This is a genomic window from Haloferula luteola, assembly GCF_014201715.1.
In the GTDB taxonomy this organism is placed as follows: Bacteria; Verrucomicrobiota; Verrucomicrobiia; order Verrucomicrobiales; family Akkermansiaceae; genus Haloferula; species Haloferula luteola.
The window spans coordinates 93983-111061 of the sequence record NZ_JACHFD010000012.1 but is presented as its reverse complement, the minus strand read 5'-3'; the positions used below and the strand labels follow the sequence as shown (position 1 = coordinate 111061).

15 protein-coding genes are annotated in these 17079 nt (G+C 60.1%); 9 read left to right on the top strand and 6 right to left on the bottom strand.

Annotation, left to right across the window (positions count from 1 at the left end; genetic code table 11):
- The first annotated feature begins 4 nt into the window (after positions 1-4).
- Positions 5-214 (top strand): hypothetical protein, encoded by a 210-nt coding sequence (locus HNR46_RS12805; protein ID WP_184019416.1) that lies wholly within the window; start codon positions 5-7, stop codon positions 212-214.
- A 5-nt stretch (positions 215-219) separates the two neighbouring features.
- Here the strand turns inward: HNR46_RS12805 and HNR46_RS12800 are convergent, their stop codons facing one another.
- The 4 genes from HNR46_RS12800 to HNR46_RS12785 form a co-directional block, all read right to left on the bottom strand.
- Positions 220-1368, bottom strand: a complete 1149-nt coding sequence (locus HNR46_RS12800; protein ID WP_184019415.1) for a rhomboid family intramembrane serine protease — start codon at positions 1366-1368, stop codon at positions 220-222.
- A gap of 69 nt (positions 1369-1437) precedes the next feature.
- Positions 1438-1989 (bottom strand): preprotein translocase subunit SecG, encoded by a 552-nt coding sequence (secG, locus tag HNR46_RS12795; protein ID WP_184019413.1) that lies wholly within the window; start codon positions 1987-1989, stop codon positions 1438-1440.
- Between the two features lie 56 nt (positions 1990-2045).
- On the bottom strand, positions 2046-3344 hold the full coding sequence (locus HNR46_RS12790) for an NAD(P)/FAD-dependent oxidoreductase (RefSeq protein ID WP_221285151.1): 1299 nt from the start codon (positions 3342-3344) through the stop codon (positions 2046-2048).
- Between the two features lie 160 nt (positions 3345-3504).
- The gene (locus HNR46_RS12785; RefSeq protein WP_184019409.1) at positions 3505-4242 is read right to left on the bottom strand and encodes a PEP-CTERM sorting domain-containing protein; all 738 of its coding nucleotides are present in this window, start codon (positions 4240-4242) and stop codon (positions 3505-3507) included.
- Positions 4243-4461: 219 nt separating this feature from the next.
- Between HNR46_RS12785 and deoC the strand changes: the two genes are divergently transcribed.
- The 4 genes from deoC (at position 4462) to HNR46_RS12765 (ending at position 8969) form a co-directional block, all read left to right on the top strand.
- The gene (deoC, locus tag HNR46_RS12780; protein ID WP_184019407.1) at positions 4462-5388 is read left to right on the top strand and encodes a deoxyribose-phosphate aldolase; all 927 of its coding nucleotides are present in this window, start codon (positions 4462-4464) and stop codon (positions 5386-5388) included.
- Positions 5389-5435: 47 nt separating this feature from the next.
- Positions 5436-6941, top strand: coding sequence for an aldehyde dehydrogenase family protein (locus HNR46_RS12775; protein ID WP_184019405.1), 1506 nt, complete (start codon positions 5436-5438; stop codon positions 6939-6941).
- A gap of 19 nt (positions 6942-6960) precedes the next feature.
- Positions 6961-7806, top strand: coding sequence for an aldehyde dehydrogenase family protein (locus HNR46_RS12770; protein WP_184019403.1), 846 nt, complete (start codon positions 6961-6963; stop codon positions 7804-7806).
- A 71-nt stretch (positions 7807-7877) separates the two neighbouring features.
- Positions 7878-8969, top strand: a complete 1092-nt coding sequence (locus HNR46_RS12765; RefSeq protein WP_184019401.1) for an alpha/beta hydrolase fold domain-containing protein — start codon at positions 7878-7880, stop codon at positions 8967-8969.
- A 10-nt stretch (positions 8970-8979) separates the two neighbouring features.
- Here the strand turns inward: HNR46_RS12765 and HNR46_RS12760 are convergent, their stop codons facing one another.
- On the bottom strand, positions 8980-9303 hold the full coding sequence (locus tag HNR46_RS12760) for a c-type cytochrome (protein ID WP_184019399.1): 324 nt from the start codon (positions 9301-9303) through the stop codon (positions 8980-8982).
- Positions 9304-9504: 201 nt separating this feature from the next.
- On the opposite strand from HNR46_RS12760, the gene HNR46_RS12755 reads away from it, so the two are divergent.
- The 4 genes from HNR46_RS12755 to HNR46_RS12740 all read left to right on the top strand — a co-directional run bounded on the left by HNR46_RS12755 (position 9505) and on the right by HNR46_RS12740 (position 15564).
- The gene (locus HNR46_RS12755) at positions 9505-11796 is read left to right on the top strand and encodes a GH92 family glycosyl hydrolase (protein WP_184019397.1); all 2292 of its coding nucleotides are present in this window, start codon (positions 9505-9507) and stop codon (positions 11794-11796) included.
- Between the two features lie 79 nt (positions 11797-11875).
- On the top strand, positions 11876-13027 hold the full coding sequence (locus tag HNR46_RS12750; RefSeq protein WP_184019395.1) for an MFS transporter: 1152 nt from the start codon (positions 11876-11878) through the stop codon (positions 13025-13027).
- Between the two features lie 18 nt (positions 13028-13045).
- Positions 13046-14146 carry an ROK family protein gene (locus HNR46_RS12745; RefSeq protein WP_184019393.1) on the top strand — a complete coding sequence of 367 codons (1101 nt, stop codon included), beginning with the start codon at positions 13046-13048 and terminating at the stop codon, positions 14144-14146.
- An 8-nt stretch (positions 14147-14154) separates the two neighbouring features.
- Positions 14155-15564, top strand: a complete 1410-nt coding sequence (locus HNR46_RS12740; RefSeq protein ID WP_184019391.1) for a glycoside hydrolase family 125 protein — start codon at positions 14155-14157, stop codon at positions 15562-15564.
- A gap of 78 nt (positions 15565-15642) precedes the next feature.
- Here HNR46_RS12740 and HNR46_RS12735 read toward each other — a convergent pair whose 3' ends face one another.
- Positions 15643-16977 (bottom strand): ATP-dependent 6-phosphofructokinase, encoded by a 1335-nt coding sequence (locus tag HNR46_RS12735; protein ID WP_184019389.1) that lies wholly within the window; start codon positions 16975-16977, stop codon positions 15643-15645.
- Positions 16978-17079 lie beyond the last annotated feature (102 nt).

The following is a 17079-nucleotide window of genomic DNA, read 5'->3' as shown; positions in this document are numbered from 1 at the left end:
TGCCATGTTCCATCCCTTCCAATTGCTTGCCGGCTTTATCTTCGGAACCATCGGTTGGGGCGTCTGGAGATACGGCAAGGCCCTCGACCGCTGGAAGCCCAAGGTGATCGGCCTCGCCCTCATGGCCTACCCCTATTTCATTTTCAACGTCATCCTGTTGTGGGTGATCGGGATCGCATTGCTAGTGCTGTTCGCCTTCCAGCACGATGCATGAAGGCTTTAGGCGCTGATTTTGATCAGCGTGAAAATGGCCGCCCACAAGAAGACCCCAGCAGCCGCAGCACCAGCCAGGCGATCCGGCAAGGTGGTCTTCGGACGGGTCGCGGAAACCGAAGAAGGAAAGACCGCGAAGGCATACGCCATCCCCAACACCAAACCGCCGCCGTGGGCTCCATTGTCGATAAAGCGAAATCCCACCACGCCAATTCCTATCGTCAGCAATAAGCCCGCTAGCAGCCGACGGCGTGAACTCTCCGGAACCAAGCGACGATGCATCGCCTCATACACCATGAGGAATCCCAACATCCCCATCAGTCCCCCCGAAGCTCCCAGCGAAGATGCCGCCACCCAGCGGGCAGAGCATTCCCCGCCCACCCAAGCGGAAAGCACAAACACCAGCAAAAGGTGCGGCCAGCGCGCCAACACCTCCATTCGCCTCCCTAGATAGAGCAAGGCCGAGGCATTGAAAAACAGATGCAGAGGATGCCCATGCAGAAATGGGGCCGTCGCCAACCTCCAGGTATCGAGAGCCCTGCCATTCACCTTCACCAACCCTGCCGACTTCACCTGTTCCTCCAGCGTCTGCGGACCCAACCACTGCACGAGCGCAATCACCCCGATGATTGCCATCATGGCGTGGGTGACGGGTGCCTTCTGGGCCATCAGCCAGGTTTCGAAACGAAGCCCCTCGAGATCCCCGACCCCTTCTTCCGCTTTCCAGGCCTTAGCCCGGCGCAAGCGCTTCCGCCCCTGATACCACGGGAAAAAACCGAGCATCAGAAAGAGAATCACCGCCAACCCCACGGTCGTCGGCTTCATGGCCGTCGCCACCGCCAACACCACGGCCAGAATCCCAAACCACTTCATCTGGCGGGCACCTTCCTGAATCTCCCACTCCGCCCACCGAACCCGGGCTTCCTTCAACGCCGGAAGCAACGCGGGAATCTCCTCGGGCAAAACGAGGTGGGAATGCTCAGGCGTCCAAACCAGATCCACCCGGGCACCCGCGTCATCAATGATAGCCGCAGCGAGAGCATCCAGATCCGAACAACTCTGTCGTCTCCCCTTGCGATCCACCCAGCCCCAGCCTTCAGAGGCCGGAGGAAAGGCGTCAGATCGCTTCCAAGCAGGCAGATGGGGTTCGGACATGGCGCCATGAAAGCGACCACACCGGCCGCTTCCGCGTAAAGAATCCCGGTGAGCGAACGCTCGCGAAAATCAGCGCTCGTCGCCAGCGGGAGTTTCCTCACCCGCAGCCGGAGCCTCTTCTGCCGGAGCCGCATCAGGGGCCGGGGCTTCGTCCACCACCGGGGCTTCCTCCACCTCGACGGCGGGTTCTTCCATGGCGGGAGCCGGAGTGCCCTCTGGGGCCGGTGCACCAGCGTTCTCATCGATTTCGACGGGGATGGACTCCTCCAACGAGGGCACCGTCGATTCGGGCGCTGCCTCAGGAGCCGATTCCGTCGACTCCGCGACCGGATCCATCTTCATCGTCACGCGGCTCGAGGTCCGCTTCGAATAAAGAATCGCCAGCGTCAGCGTCAGAACGAAAAACAGGGTCGCCAGGTAAACCGTCGCCTTTTGCAGCACATTGGTCGTCCGCGCACCAAACATCTGGTCCGTCATGCCCGATCCGAATGCCGCACCGAGACCCTCCTGCTTCGGACGCTGCATCAGAACCACCAAGGCAAGAAGCAGGCAAACCGCGACGAAAATCACCAGCAGCAGGTTGATGCTGATGTCGAGCCAATTGGTGGCAGCTAGAATCATGGGGGCGGGAACCTGTCAGAGCCCAAGCGCGATGTAAAGAGGGGTTTTCCCGTCATTCAGGTGGGTTCCACCGGCTCCTTTCGGGCATCGCGTGGCCGGTGAACAATGATCCGCGCTCCCGGTTGGTCGTGGACGTAGGCAAAGGACCATCCCAGCAACACCACCAATTTGTTACGAAATCCAATCAGGAACAAAATGTGGACCAGCAACCAAGCTAGCCAGGCAAAATAGCCCTTCAAGCGCAGGCCTCCCGATTTCACAACGGCGGCATTTTTCCCGATAATCGCCATCAGGCCCTTGTCGAAATAGCGGAAAGGAGGGCGCGACTCCGGGAGATTTCCCGGATGCCTTTCGCCGAGCAGCACCTTGGCAACATGCTTCCCCATCTGCACCGCGGCCGGAGCCACGCCGGGCACCGCTTTCCCTTCCGAATCGCTCATCCGCACCAAATCCCCGATCACAAAGACATCCGGATTTCCAGGCAACGACAAATCAGGCAGCGGCGTCACCCGCCCCGCCCGGTCCGCCAACTCCACCCCGAGCTGGCGGGTCAGGGGATTCGCCTCGACACCCGCCGCCCAAATGATCGCTCGCGCTTCAAGCACCTCGCCGCCCTGGAAATGCAGCACACCTTCCGTCACGTCAGCCACCCGCGTGCCCGTCTTCACCTCGACGCCCAACCGCTCCAAGCGTCGCCGCGCATATTCGCTCTGATCCTCATCATAGGCTTCCAAGATCCGTTCTGAGCCCTCGACCAGCACCACGCGCAGCTGCCGAGTGTCGATACTCCGGAACTCGTTCCTCATCGATCGATGAATCAAATCAGCAAACGCCCCCGCCAACTCCACGCCTGTCGGCCCGCCCCCTACGATGCCGACCGTCATCCATTTCCGCCGCTCCTCGGGATCCTCGCTGCGCTCCGCCCGCTCCAAATTGGATAGCACCAAACGCCGGATACCCTGGGCGTCTTCAAGGGATTTCAACCCCATCATGTGAGGCTCCCACGCGTCGTTGCCAAAAAACGAGGTTTGCGCCCCCACGGCCAATACCAACGTATCCCAAACGTAGTGGCGGCCGGATTGCCCGATCGCTTGGCGCCCCTCCCTATCGAGGGTCTCGATCTCATCCATCAGCACACTCACATTTTCCGCCTCCTCCAATACCTGCCGCAGCGACCGGGCAATATCCGGTGCCGCCAGCGATGCCGTCGCCACCTGATAGAGCAATGGCTGAAACAGGTGGTGATTCGCCCGATCGATCAGAGTCACTTCAAACTCCGGGTGGTGCGCCAAATGCCGGGCACAGGCCAAGCCGCCAAATCCGCCACCAATCACCAAAACTCTCCGGGGTCCCATGCTTTCGTCCATGCCCACTAACATCCGGCGACTTTCCCAACCCGCAAGCGACCATCCTCCGGAATTCCATCCCTTTTACCGACCGTCTTCCCTCCGGCATGCATCTCCAACTCATGCGGTCACCCCGCGGTGAGGCGGGGCGACCGAGTTTCATTTCAAATCAGCATGGTCGCACCCTTCGCCTCCGGCGCAGCCCGACAAGCCCTCCCGCCGCAAGCAGTCCTGAGGTCACCGGCTCAGGCACCGACACCAAAGAGACCAAGGGACCTGCATCCGCCAAGGGCGAATCCGAACTCACCCGGGTGATCAAATAGAAGCTGGGGCCCGACGGATTCAAAACCTCATTGTAACTAGCCGGCACCGTGGTGGTGAAGGTGATGCTTTCGAATTGATACACCGACCCCACCGATACCGCCATATTCTCATAAGTACTGTAGAGATTTCCACCCACACCCGGAAGCTGCAGCTTCTTGGTCGAGGAGGAGCTCCAATCGGTGCCAGAAATCAGGGAATATCCCATCGTAATGATGTCCGGACTGTTGTCGATGAATGCTCCGGTTCCTGAAGAACCTGAAGAAGTCATCGCCGCCCGGAAATAAGCCGAATCCCAACCCGAAGGATAGGAGACCTGGATCACCGACCCCGCAGGCGCTTGAAGGGTGATGCTGAATTCCGTGTCCCCCAAGGCACTGAAATCAATCGGACTTGCCGGTGTTCCAGATGCCGTGAGGCGCGTCTCAGAGTCCGTCCCGCCCAAAAACGGATCCGGCTGAGAACTGTAACTCGTTGTAATCGTGTCGAGGGTCACCGTCCAACTGACTGCTCCACTTGCCAGCGGAGCCATCAGCAGGAGACAGGGGGAGACCATGCGATGAATCATTGAATGATGTCTTTTCATGGGATCAATGGTTGAACCCGCAGCTTCTTGATTCGGCAACTAAGGATTACCACTCAACAAGTTGCGGACTCGAAAAACTATCAACCTACCTGAAATTGTCGAGGTTTTAGCCCTCAACGGAGGTCCATCGCGCACCCGCTTGCCGAGGTTCTCCCCCTTTCCTCAGGGCCATGGCCGCGTTCTTGCGCTGTCGCATCCTGCGGCCCATAGTCCTTTCGCATGCCTGCCTCTTCCCTCCGCCGTTTGCTGGATGACATCGGCACCGTCGACGCCACTGGCATCGAAGAACGCGTCGCCCACTACCCCACTCGTTCCATCAAGAAACAGGCCAAAACCTTCGGGTTGAAGCTCGCCGTTTCGATGGTCGACCTCACCACTCTCGAAGGCAAAGACACCCCCGGCAAGATCGCCTCGCTTTGCCGCAAAGCACTGTGCCCCCATCCGGAAGGCGATCTGCCCCGCGTCGCTGCTGTCTGCGTTTACCCTTCCATGGTGCGCCACGCGGTCCCTCACGTCCAAGGCACCGGTGTCCGCATTGCCAGCGTCGCCACCGCATTTCCCTCCGGGCAAGCCCCCTTGAAAACACGGCTCGCGGAAGTCCGCCAGGCCGTTGCGGATGGAGCGGACGAAATCGACATGGTCATCAACCGGGGGGCTTTCCTGGCCGGCGAATTTGCCCAGATGCAGGACGAGATTGCCGCCGTTGTCGAAGCCTGCGGCGAGTCCACTCTGAAAGTCATTCTCGAAACCTCCGAACTCGAAACCTATGACAACATCCGCGCGGCCAGCTTTCTCGCCATGCGGGTGATCCGCCCGGGAGACTTCATCAAAACCAGTACCGGCAAAACCTCGGCCAATGCCACCCTCGGCAACCAACAAGTCATGCTCGACGCCATCCGCGACCACTTCCTCGCCACCGGCGTAGAGATCGCCATGAAGCCCGCGGGAGGCATCAAAAACGCCAAGCAGGCACTCCAATTCCTCGTCGCCGTCAAAGAAACACTCGGCGATGCGTGGCTCCGCCCTTCCCGCTACCGCTTCGGTGCCTCCTCGTTGCTCAACGACCTCCTGCGCCAACTCGAAACCCAACGGACCGGCGCCTACCAGGCACCTTGGACCTTCACCGAGGACAGCAGCGGATACTGAGGTCCTGCCCTGACCATCGATCCCGGAACTCTCGCCCACCCTCATTCATGCCCGCGAAAAAATCATCCCGTTCGAAAACCCAAGCTCGCGAACTCCTCTTCGGCGATCTCTGGGAATTCGATCCCGCTCCAGAATCCGCGCCGGCCCATCTTCTCGATCGCTACAAGCTCTTCATCGATGGCCAACACGTTGCCCCTCGATCAAAAAAATACTTCGATACCCTCTCTCCCCGCGATGGCCGGAAACTCAGCGAAATCCCCCTCGCCAATGCCGCGGACGTCGATGCTGCCTATCAGGCCGCCGCCCGTGCTTTTCCCGCTTGGTCCAAACTTCCGGGAGCCGAACGCGGCAAATACCTCTTCCGCATCGCCCGCCTGCTGCAGGATCGCTCTCGCGAAATGGCCGTCGCCGAAACCCTCGATGGAGGAAAACCCATCAAAGAGGCCCGCGATTTCGACCTGCCCATGGCCGCCGCCCATTTCTTCTACCATGCCGGCTGGGCCGATAAACTGCACTACGTCGCTCCCGGCTGCCGACTCGCTCCCCTTGGCGTCGTCGGTCAGGTCATCCCCTGGAACTTCCCCCTTCTCATGCTGGCGTGGAAAATCGCTCCAGCCCTCGCTACCGGAAACACCGTCGTCCTCAAGCCCGCGGAAACCACCTCCATCACCGCCCTTAAGTTCGCCACCATCCTCGAACAAGCCGGCCTCCCCCGCGGAGTCGTCAACATCGTCACCGGCGCTGGAGAAACCGGAGCGGCCGTCGTCAACCACTCCACTGCCGCCAAAATCGCCTTCACCGGGTCCACCGAAGTCGGCAAAATCATCCAACGCTCCCTCGCTGGCACTTCCAAACGCCTCACCCTCGAACTCGGTGGCAAGGCCGCCAACATCGTCATGGAAGATGCCCCCCTCGACCAGGCCGTCGAAGGCATCGTCAATGGCATCTTCTTCAACCAAGGCCACGTTTGCTGTGCCGGATCCCGCCTACTCGTCCAAGAAGGCATCGAACAGGAAATCATTCATCGCCTGAAACGCCGCCTCGCCACCCTTCGCGTCGGCGATCCCTTGGACAAAAACACCGACGTCGGAGCCATCAACTCCGCAGAACAACTCAGCCGCATTCAGGAACTCGTCCAAAGCGGCATCGATGAAGGAGCCGGAATCTACCAGCCCTCCTGCCCCCTTCCTTCCCAAGGCTTCTACCACGCCCCCACCCTCTTCACCGGAGTCGCCCAAAGTCACCGCATCGCACGCGAAGAAATCTTCGGCCCCGTCCTCTCCATCCTCACCTTCCGCACCCCCGAAGAAGCCATCGAAAAAGCCAACAACACCTGCTTCGGCCTCAGCGCAGGCATCTGGACAGACAAAGGCTCCAAAATTCTCAAAATGGCCAGCGCCCTCAAAGCAGGAGTCGTCTGGGCCAATACCTACAACCAATTCGATCCCTCAAGCCCCTTCGGTGGCTACAAACAATCCGGCCTGGGCCGCGAAGGCGGAAAGCACGGACTTCTCGACTACGCGCAACTTCAACCTCTGGCCACCGAACTCTGATCCTCCGGCCCATCTTCCCATGCTCCCGATCACCAAAACTCCCAAATGCTACGTCGGTGGTGCCTTCATCCGCTCCGAATCCGGCCGCGTCTACCCCCTTTCCAGCGCCTCCGGCGAGTTCCTTGCCCACATCCCACTCTGCTCACGCAAAGACCTCCGCAATGCCGTCGAAGCGGCCGCCAAAGCCGGTCCCGGCTGGGCCCGACGCTCACCCTACAACCGCGCCCAGATCCTCTATCGCCTCGCGGAAATGCTCGAATCCCGATCGGCCGAAATGGCCAGCGCTCTGACCACTCCCAACTCCCCCGGAGAAATCGAAGTCCGCACCACCATCGATCGCATCGTCCACTTCGCCGGCTGGGCCGACAAATACGAACAAGTCCTCGGCAGCGTGAATCCCGTCGCCTCCTCCCATTTTAACTTCACCGTCACCGAACCCGTCGGCATCGTCGGCATCCTCGCGCCAGAAAATTCACCCTTGCTCGCGCTCATGACCCTCATCCTCCCCGCCATCGTCGCGGGAAATGCCGTGGTCGCGCTCGCCTCCGAATCCCAGCCATATCCCGCGATCCTCCTGGGTGAATTGCTCGCTGTTTCCGACTTGCCAGGTGGCGTTGTCAATTTGCTCACAGGTCCACGCTCCGAAATGCTTTCCACCTTCGCCACCCACGAGCACCTCCGTGCGCTTGCCGCCACGGCCTCCCCCGAAGAAGCCACCCAACTCCAAGCCGGTGCCGCCGAATCCATCAAACGTGTCGTCCTCCACGATCCGGCCTGCGACTGGGCCTCTCCCCATCACCACACCCCCTACGCCATCCGCGACTTCACCGAAGCCAAAACCGTATGGCACCCCGTCGGCGCATGAAATCCGCGCCATTTCGGCCATCGCCCGCTTTCCCGGCGACAAAACACCCAACGCGTGCTCTCTCTCTCCCGATGCGTGGTTCCCTCCTCTCCCTCCTCTCCCTCCTCCTCACCCTTCCCGCTCTCGCCCAGCAGGACCCCTTCTCCCACTTCGACACCAATCGAAACGGACGCATCGAAGCCGACGAATTGCCGGCCGAAGCGCGACCCTTCCTCGGCATGGTCGATCTCGACCAAGACGGCGCCCTCTCCCGTGAAGAATTCGATCGCGTCGCCGCCAACCTCCAAAAATGGGTCCCCCAGGAACCCGAGAACCACGCCACCGACTTCCAGAACATCGACTACGTCGGAAATGGCCACACGCGCCAAACTCTCGACCTCTACCTCCCCGACCAACCCGCCGAAAAAGCTCTCCCTCTCCTCGTCTACATCCATGGCGGCGGTTGGATGTCCGGCACCAAACAAGAAGGCCTAGGCGTCGCCGAAATCCTTACCGCCACCCGTCAATACGCCGTCGCGTCCATCAACTATCGCCTCATCCAAGACGCCCTTTGGCCCGCCCAGCTCGACGACTGCAAGGCAGCCATCCGTTTCCTCCGCGCCCATGCCGACACCTACGGCATCGACCCCGACCGCATCGCCGTCATGGGCAGTTCCGCCGGCGGTCACCTCGCCACCCTGCTCGGCACCACCAGTGGTGAAAAATCCCAAGAAGGCGCCATCGGAGCCTTCCCCACCACCTCCAGCAAGGTCAAAGCCGTCGTCGATTTCTTCGGGCCCTCCAACTTCGAAACCTTCTACGGTGAAGATGTCGATTTCCTCGAGGCCAGCCGCTCCAGTCTCGCCGTTCGGCTCTTGGGCACCAGCGACGAAGAAATCCTCCGCAACGCACGCCGCGCCTCCCCCACCACCTGGATTTCCCCCCAAGACCCACCCGTCTTCATCGCCCACGGCACCCGCGACACCATTGTCCCTTTCGCTCAATCCGCCGAACTCGAAACCAAGCTCAAAGCGGCCGGCATCGAGGCCCACTTGATCGCCATCGAAGGTGCGGGCCACGGCTTCGCCAGCCCGGAACTCAATCGCCGAGTGAAGGCTTTTCTGGATCGGCACCTTCGGGGTCAATCTCAGCCCATCTCCACCGAGCCCATTCCGGCTCGCTAAGGCTCCACCCTCAATCTTTGCCTCGGTCTGCCTCCAACTGACAGGCGATCAGATAATTGAGCACATCCGCCTGATCTGCCGGCAGCAAATCCGCCTTGTCTGCCATGTGCGGAACCACCGCCGTCCAATAGGCCGCATCCGAATGCCCAAACGTCGCTCGACCGTGACAATTCACGCAGCTCGTTCGGTACACTTGGCGGCCATTCTCCAGACGTTCCGCACTCACCGACGACTTCTTGACCATTGAGGGCGTCACCTCAGGAGCCGGAGAGGTCGCGCATTGGGCCAGCACAAGAAACAGAGGCAAAAGCGGCAGAAAACGCAGGTTTTTCATCTCCACCACCCTGCACCCAGATCGTGGTCGTCGGCAATCTTTCCTCCCGAACTCCATCAGAAGAACCGTTTCTCAATCATTTTGTTCCTCTCCCCACCTTCCTAAGCTCGCAGCAAGGGGAAATCCGCTGACACACTCCGGGCAAGCACTCTGCAAGAAGTTCGCCTTTTTGGAGGTAGCTTTTCGACTCAACCCAAGATCATGCCAGACCCGAACCCGCTTTTCCTGCGGTGGCCCACAGCCGCCGCAGCATTCACGCTTGCAGCCATGGCGCCGGTTTCCGCCGAAGAATCCCTCGCCGATTTGGTCGTCACCCTGCAAGGCTCCGATTCCACCCATAGCTTTTCCCACGGCAATACCTACCCGGCCGTCGCCCTGCCTTTCGCGATGAACGCCTGGTCGCCCTTTACCCAGCCGGTCGCGGATTCCTTCTACTACCAGTATCAGCAAAACCGGCTGCGCGGACTGCGTCAAACCCACCAGCCCAGCCCTTGGATTGCCGATTACGCGGCCCTCGCAGTCATGCCCGTCAGCGGAAAGCTCGTCTGCGACGAAGAAGGTCGAGCCTCCGAATTCAGTCACGATACCGAAATCGCCCGCCCTTATTATTACAAAGCGGAGCTCGATACCTGGAACGTGACCGCCGAGATGACGCCCACCGAACGCTGCGCGTCCTTCCGCTTTACTTACTCCCCCGATGAAGATGGCTACGTCATCTTCGATGGCTTCCCGAAAGGCTCCTCCGTGGAAGTCCAACCGGACCAGCATCGCATCGTCGGCTGGGTCAAAAATAACAACGGTGGCGTCCCCGAAAACTTCGCCAACTACTTCATCGTCCAGTTTGATCAACCCTTCCTAAAACAAGGCACTTGGAAACCCGGCAGCGAGCCCAACGAAGAACTCCAAGCTGAAGACGAACACGTCGGTGCCTGGGTTCAAATCGATCCCACCCAAGGTCCCGTCACCTTCAAGATCGCCTCATCCTTCATCGATCGCGACCAGGCCCAAACCAATCTGGACCGCGAAATTGGCGACAAAGACTTCGACGCCGTCAAACAAGCTGCCCTCGAACGCTGGAACGATACCCTCGGCCGCATCGAAATCGAAGGAGGCACCGACGATGAGCGCAAAACCTTCTACACCGCGCTCTATCGCTCCACCCTCTTTCCTCACCGTCTCAACGAGCCCGACGAAAACGGCAAGAACCGCTATTTTAGCCCCTACGATGGAAAGATCCACGAAGGCATGATGTTCACCGACAGCGGATTCTGGGACACCTTCCGTTGCGTCCACCCGCTCTTCAACATCCTGTTCCCCGAAATGAACGGGGAAATCCTCCAAGGAGTTCTCGCCGCCTACGAACAAAGCGGCTGGCTCCCGGCTTGGGCCAGCCCAGGCCACCGCGGCTGCATGATCGGCAACCACGCATTCTCCCTCTTTGCCGATGCCTATGGCAAAGGAGTCCGCAACTTCGATGCCCAAAAAGCCGTCGAAGCCATGCTTCACGATTCCTCCCACGAAGGTCCCATCGCCTCCATCGGCCGCGATGGCGCTCCCTCCTACCTGGAAAAAGGCTACGCTGCCCACGACATCACCCACGAATCCGCAGCCAAAACCCTCGAATACGCCTACAATGACTTCTGCGCCGCACTCGTCGCCGAAGGCGTCGGCAATTCCGAAGCTGCCAAGACCTTCCGTGCTCGCACCGGAAACTACAAAAAACTTTGGGATCCCGAAGTCGGCTTCATGCGCGGTCGCCTCTCCAATGGCGAATGGATGCCCGACTTCGATCCGGCACGCTGGGGCAGCCCGTTCACTGAAGGATGCTCATGGCACTACACTTGGAGCGTCTTCCACGACGTTCAGGGCCTCATCGACCTCATGGGCGGCGACGAAGCTTTCACCACCAAGCTCGACTCCGTCTTCCAGGCCGACCCTCGCGTCAACACCGGGGCCTACGGCGGCATGATTCACGAAATGGCGGAAATGGTCGCTGCAAACATGGGTCAATACGCCCACGGCAACCAGCCGATCCAGCACATGATCTACCTCTATGGCTACGCCGGCCAACCCTGGAAAACCCAGGTCCGCGCCCGCGAAGTCATGGCCCGACTCTATCACCCAACGCCCGATGGCCTCTGCGGTGACGAAGACAATGGCCAAACCTCCGCTTGGTATGTCTTCAGCGCCCTTGGCATGTATCCGGTCAACCCCGCCGTGCCCGAATATGTCATCGGCAGCCCGCTTTTCGACAAGGCCACCATCCACCTCGAAAACGGCAAAACCTTCACCATCAACACCGCGGCCAATGGCCCCATGCGCCACTACATTCAAGAAGCCAAAATCAACGGCGAGTCCCTCGACCGTTGCTTCCTGAAACACGACGAGATCGCCAACGGTGGCGAAGTCTTCTTCCGCATGGGCTCCTACAAAAATGAGGACTGGGCCGCAGGCCCCGATGCCCGTCCATTCTCCGAATCGCGGAACCACTGATCCTCCCTCTGCGGAGCCTGGCAACAGGCTCCGCTTTCCTTTCTTCTCCTTTCTACAAACCCGACCCATTCATCATCCAATGAACATCAAAACCCTGCCCATCCTGCTGGCTTTCCTTCTCATGGGAGTCGCTGACGCCATCGGACCCCTCTCCGACGCCGTCAAAGAGCAGTTTCAGCTGTCGACCGTGATGGCCACGCTGATGCCCTTCTTCGTGTTCATCGCCTTTGCGATCTTCAGCGTCCCTGGCGGCCTTCTCGCCGCACGCATCGGCAAGAAAAAGGTCCTTCTTCTCGGCCTCGGACTCAACGCCATCGCCGTCGCCGTCCCCGCCTTCATGTCGCCGCCCTATGCTCTGCTGCTCGCTTGCATCTTCCTTCTCGGCGTCGGAACCACTTTCCTCCAGGTCGCCGGCAATCCCATCATGCGGGATGTCAGCGCAGCGGGTGACTACAGCCGCAACCTCGCTCTTGCCCAAGGCTTCAAGGGCATCGGCAGCTCCGCTTCCGCCCTTCTCCCCTACGTGATCGGGGGCATCGGCCTGCTCGCTGCCATGGGCTGGCGAGGTGCCTTCCCCATCTTCTTCGCCCTGATGGTCATCGCCTTCGTCCTCGTCGCCATGATGAAAATCGATGAGACCAAGGCCGAAGTGCCCCCGAGCATCAGCAGCTCGCTGTCCCTCCTCAGCATTCCCACCTTCGCTCTCGCCGTGGTCGGCATCTTCCTCTACGTCGGCGCAGAAGTCTGCATGGGAACCTTCCTGAAGCCGACTCTCGCCAACCTCGGCCTTTCCGAGGAAAAGGCCGCAGGTTTCGGTCCGACCATGTTCTTCGCATTCGTGACCGTCGGCCGTCTGGTTGCGGGGGTGATCAAGGTCAACCCTCACACCTTCTTCCGGCTTTCCGCGCTTCTGGGATTGATCGGCGTTGGCTGCGTGATGTCAGGCATCCAAGGCTTGGCTCTCGTCGGCATCGTGCTGGGCGGACTCGGCTTCGCCAACATCTGGCCCATGCTCTTCTCCATCACCGTCGAGGAAAAACCTGAAGCCTCCAGCGAACTCTCCGGCCTGATGTGCATGGCCATTTCCGGCGGAGCCCTGGTGCCCTTGCTGATGGGCCGCCTTGTCGACTCAGGCATGGCTCACACCCTCTCCTTCCTGGTTCCCGCTGCATGCTTCGTCTACCTCCTGATCCTCTCCCTCAAGAGCGGCAAGAAGACCGCAGCGGCCTAACCTCCAGCTCATCCGACCATGCACATCGAATCCGATTCTCGCATCGTTCTTACCCTCGACGCCGGAGGCACCAATTTCCGCTTCGGCGCCATTCGCGGGGGTGTTCCCATTGTTGAAGGAGTCCATCTCCCCTCCAACGCGGATCAACTCGACGCGTGCCTCAAGAACCTCGTCGAAGGCTTTGAGACCGTCCGAGCCCGCTGCCCCGAACCTCCCGTCGCCATCAGCTTCGCTTTCCCGGGACCCTGCGACTACCCTGCCGGCATCATCGGCGACTTGGGAAACCTGCCAGGCTTCCGCGGTGGCGTGCCCCTCGGGCCCATGCTCCAAGCCCGTTTTGGCATCCCGGTTTTCATCAATAACGATGGCGACCTCTTCACCTACGGCGAAGCCATCGGCGGACTCCTTCCACACATCAACGCCTTACTTGAAAAAGCCGGTAGCCCCAAACGCTACCGCAACCTCTTCGGCATCACCCTCGGAACCGGGCTCGGGGGGGGCATCGTTCGCGATGGCCGTCTGTTCATCGGCGACAACTCCGTCGCCGCTGAAGTTTGGACTCTGCGTCACAAACTTGAGCCCCAAACCAACGCGGAAGAAGGCGCCTGCATCCGCGCCGTCCGCCGCGCCTATGCCAAAGCCACCGGCACCTCCTTCGAGGAAACTCCGGAACCGCGGGTCATCTTCGACATCGCCAACGGAGCGGTCGAAGGAGACGTCGCTGCCGCCAAAGCGGCTTTCGAAAGCATCGGCGAAATCGCAGGCGACGTCCTCGCCACCGCTCTCACCCTCACCGATGGCCTTGGCGTCATCGGCGGCGGCGTTTCCGGTGCCTGGCCCGCCTTCCTCCCCGCCATGATCCAGGAAATGAACAGCGATTTCATTTCCCCATCCGGTCAGGCCTTCCGACGCATGCCGTCGCTCGCCTTCAACCTCGAAGACCCCGATCAACTCGCCACCTTCCTCAAGGGCGAGTCCAAGGAAGTCGCCGTCCCCGGCACCGACCAAACCGTTCTCTACGATCCGCTCCAACGCGTCGGCGTCGGCATCAGCCGCCTCGGCACCAGCGAAGCCGTCGCCCTTGGAGCCTACGCCTACGCCCTCCAACAGCTCGATTGACACCCATCATGACTCGCTCCTCCTTCCTGCTTCCCATGCTCACCGCTGCGCTCGTCGCCCCGGCTTTTGCCGAGGTGCCGACCGCACGTCCGCCGGTCGAAAAACGTCACTTCCACAGTGACGCCGTCGAAGCCCTCATCCAAAAAGTCAAAGCCGACATCGCCGACGGCGAAACCGCCCGCACTTTCGAGAACTGCTTCCCGAACACCCTCGACACCACCGTCTTCTACTCCGAGGAAAATGGAGTCCCGGACACCTACATCATCACTGGCGATATCGATGCCATGTGGCTGCGCGACTCCTCCGCGCAGGTCAACCACTACATCCCCCTCGCCAAAGGCGACGAAAAGCTCGCCAAGCTCATCAATGGCCTGATCCGTCGTCAGACCCGCTACATTCTCATCGATCCCTACGCCAACGCCTTCTACCGCGAAGCGGATAAGGTCGGAGAATGGAAAAGCGACGTCACCGACATGAAACCCGGTGTCCACGAGCGGAAATGGGAACTCGACTCCTTGACCTACTGCATCCGCCTTGCATGGCGCTACTGGAAGGCCACCGGCGACACCTCTGCTTTCGATGACACCTGGCTCGACGCCATGCAGTTGGCTGTCGACACCATGATCGTCCAACAACGCAAGGATGGCAAAGGCCCCTACAGCTTCATGCGCCGCACCGAGTGGCAGACCGACACCGTTCCCGGTGCAGGCTTCGGCAATCCGATCAAGCCCACCGGCATGATCTGCTCCACCTTCCGCAACTCGGACGACGCCGCCACCTACCTCTTCAACATCCCGGAAAACCTGATGGCCGTCGTCAACCTGCGCCGCCTCGGCGAAATGCTCGACGCCCTCGACAAAAAACCGGAACTCGCCAAAACCGCCCGGGCCTTGGCCGATGAGGTCGAAAATGCCGTCAAAGAACACGGCATTGTCAACCACCCCAATCACGGCCGCATGTATGCCTACGAAGTCGATGGATTCGGCAACACCTTGCTGATCGATGATGCCGGCCTGCCGAGCATCGTTGCCATCCCTTACCTCGGCTATGGATCCATCCACGACGAAGTCTACGAGAACTCTCGGAGTTTCGCTCTGAGCGCCGACAATCCTTACTTCTTCAAAGGCACCGCCGCTGAAGGAACTGGAAGCCCCCACCTTGCTCGGGCAGGCGATGGCCTGATCTGGCCCATGGGCATCTCCTCCCGCGTCCTCACCAGCGATGACCCGAAAGAGATCGATCGTTGCCTCGAAATGCTCGTCTCCAACACCGGCGGCACGGGCTTCATGCACGAAGGCTTCCACAAAGACGACGGTGCCAACTACACCCGCCCGTGGTTTGCCTGGTCCAACTCCCTCTTCGGTGAAGCCATCGTGCACACCTGGGAACAACACCCGGACGTTCTGAGCCAGCCCTGAGGGCCTTCCCTTCTGTTAAGACTGACGGCCCGCTTCCCCTTCCGGGAAGCGGGCCGTTCTCTTTTGCAGGAATCGCTCTCAGCCCTTCATCACCGCGGGTTGACCCGTTGCTTCGACCACCGAGCGCCAGAGATCCCCATGGGGATCCACTTTTCTCCGGCCTCGGGTCACCACCTTCATCGGCAGGTGGACGAATCTCTGATGCCAGCGGGCCACCACCATCCCCGTTTTCCCAGCCATCCCGGCATGCACTGCGTGCCTCGCCAAATTCAGGCAAAACACCCGGTCTTCCGGAGCCGCCGGCACACTCCGAATGGTGTAACTCGGATCGATGTATTTCAACGTCACCTCCTTGTCCTGCGACTTGAAGTATCCGTTGATGCGATCCCTCAGGAAAACACCGATGTCTTCGTGCAGCTTATTGCCCGATGCGTCCAAACGAGCTTGCGATGCCGGCACCAAATCCTGCCCGGCACCCTCAGCCACCACAATCACGGCGTGACCTCGTTGCTCCAGCCTCCGATCCAGCGCCGCCAATAACCCTTGCTCCCCTTCAAGGTCGAAATCGACCTCAGGGATCAACACAAAGTTTACCTCTCCGGTCGCCAACGCCGCTGAACACGCAATGAATCCAGAATCCCGTCCCATCAACTTCACCAGGCCAATGCCATTACGCGCCCCCCGAGCCTCAGCGTGAGCCCCGGTCACGGCATGGCAGGCAGCCGCAAATGCCGTCTGATAACCGAAACTCCGATCCATGAACATCAAGTCATTGTCGATCGTCTTCGGCACCCCAATGATCGAAATCCCGTTTCCCCGAAGTTGGCATTCCTCAAAAAGATCCGTCGCGCCTCGTTGCGAGCCGTCACCTCCAATCACGAACAAAATGTTCACTCCCAAAGCTTCCAGGCGATTCACCATCACCTTCGTATCTTTGCGGCCCCGCGACGATCCCAAGAACGTCCCACCGAAGTACGGCAGGTTCATCACCATTTCCGGCGTCAACTCAAGCGGCCGATGCCCATAGGCAGGATCCAATCCTTCATAGCCATATTGAATTCCCAAAATCCTCCGCACCCCATACGCATAGTAGGACTGCATCACGATCGTTCGAATCACATCGTTCAAGCCCGGGCAGAGACCGCCACAGGTCACGATCGCCACACAAGTCTGCGTCGGATTGAAAAAAATCTCCTTCCTCGGCCCCGCAAGCTCGATCGAAGGCAAGGGCTCACCCTTCGCCAAGGAAGCCTCCAACTCCGCCGTATGATCGCACAGCAAAATGCGATCCCCATCCGTATGCCAGCCCGTTCCATCGGCTGAGAAATTCCGTTGCCAACCTGGCGAAGGAAACTTCTTCTCGCCCAAATTGGTGATGACCAGTTCTTCCAGAGAAATTGTTGAGTGGCTCATGGTGAAAAAGTTGCAAAGTCGCTCGGCACCCCCGGCAGGCCAAATGTCCTGCCCCTTGGGAAACCTGTCAGCGGGAACCTATCACGCTCCCACCGCACGGGA